General features: G+C 33.3%; 2 pseudogenes. Both read right to left on the bottom strand.

The window, feature by feature from the left end:
* Positions 1–288 (bottom strand): annotated as a pseudogene (locus AWV75_RS18125) (hypothetical protein); the annotation flags it as partial.
* A gap of 271 nt (positions 289–559) precedes the next feature.
* Positions 560–1,816, bottom strand: a pseudogene (locus tag AWV75_RS18975) (hypothetical protein); the annotation flags it as partial.

Raw genomic sequence — 1,816 nt, 5'->3', positions numbered from 1 at the left:
GGTGTATCCCGAACCAGTATTGTAAACCATCATACCGTTAAAAGCGGTTGGAAACGTAATACCATCCAAATTCTCGGTTTTAAACATCCACTTGGTTAAATCGGTGCTTGGAAAGTACAAACCTTTGTTTTGATTGTTGGGTGTACTATTGGTATATTCAGACGCATCTAAAAATGGATGGTCACTTATTATAGTTGTATTAGGTACCATTGGTGTATTGATTTGTGCAAACCCTTTACTCATCAGAACTAAAAACACAACTACAATGTATTGGTATATCTTTTTCATTTCTTATTTTCTTTACTCATTAATAACTACATAAAAAACTAATGAATAGTATTTTAAAAAAATTTGTTATAGATAAATATCCCATAATATGAAAATTATCTTTCATAGTTTATAATGTAGAATAAATTATAGCTTTATTCTACATTTATTTTTATTAACCCGTACAGTGAATTATTCCTAAAATCTACTAAATAACAAATCAAAGCATTTAAATCTCATTATCTACTGCGTAAAAATTGTGTACCTTTATATACTACGGGTTTTTAAAATATTATCTAGATCCTATTGGATGCCAGTTGGTACCATCAGAAATATAGGTATACCCTGAACCGCTTGCAATTGAGCCGTTATTTAAAGGCACCCCTGGTAAATAAGCGCCGTTGAATGCTACCAAACTACCTGTGTTGTTTCTAATCGCAAGGATACGACCTGTGTTTAGTGCCGGGTCTGGCATAGATAATACTCCACTAATACTATTATTTGTAAGAACAATTGCATAATCACCATCTTTCCAATCAACATTTGTTGCTAAACTATGCGTTCTTACATTTGCATAAAGAGCCCCTCCCAGTTTTAACGGACCGTTTACAGTGGTATTAGATCCATCATAATCTATATTACCTCCTCCTGCTTGGTCTGCGATGTATTGGTTTAAAATATCCTGAACTGTTGTGTTTTGTAAAATCTCTTCAAACTTATTAATCACAGATGCGGGTACATCTATAGTTACAGCAACACTAGATTCGTTCGTATAAGTATACGTTCCATTGTTATTGTCTACTAACGTTGTTACTGTTTCAGAGGCTTTTACAATTGTTTCTAAATTAATTGTCTGTGTAGCTCCTGTTCCATCTACATACGTAAAACTAGATCCGTCAAAACTTACATTCCCTTCTGAATTATTCGTGATGTATTGGTTTAAAATGTCTTGTACATCTGTATTGTTGATGATTTCTTGGAACTGATTAGTCACAGATGCGGGTACATCTATAGTTACAACATCCCCAGATTCGTTCATATAAGTATACGTTCCATTGTTATTGTCTACTAACGTTGTTACTGTTTCAGAGGCTTTTAGGATGTTCTTCACATTTGCATTATTAATAATATCTTCAAAATTATTGATTACATCTGCTGGTACATTAATTATATCAGGTTGTACCCCATTTTCAGCTACATAAGAATATACACCATTATTATGAGGGAAAATCAAAGTAATTGTTTCGTTTGCTTTTACAATCGCATCGAAATTAATTGTCTGTTTAGCTCCTGTTGCATCTACATAGGTAAAACTAGATCCGTCAAAGCTTACATTTCCTTCTGAATTATTGCTGATGTATTGGTTTAAAATGTCTTGAACTGTTGTGTTTTGTAAGATCTCCTCAAACTGATTAGTCACTGATGCTGGTACATCAATTACTACTTCAGTTCCCTTTTCATTGGTATAAGTATACGTTCCATCTCCATTGTTAACCAACATAGTTTCTGTCTCGTATCCTTGAACAAGAGACTCTAGATTAATTGTCTG

This window comes from Myroides odoratus, from assembly GCF_001549985.1.
GTDB lineage: Bacteria > Bacteroidota > Bacteroidia > Flavobacteriales > Flavobacteriaceae > Flavobacterium > Flavobacterium odoratum_A.
The sequence above is the reverse complement of the archived record's forward strand: the minus strand, read 5'-3'. Positions and strand labels throughout refer to the sequence as shown.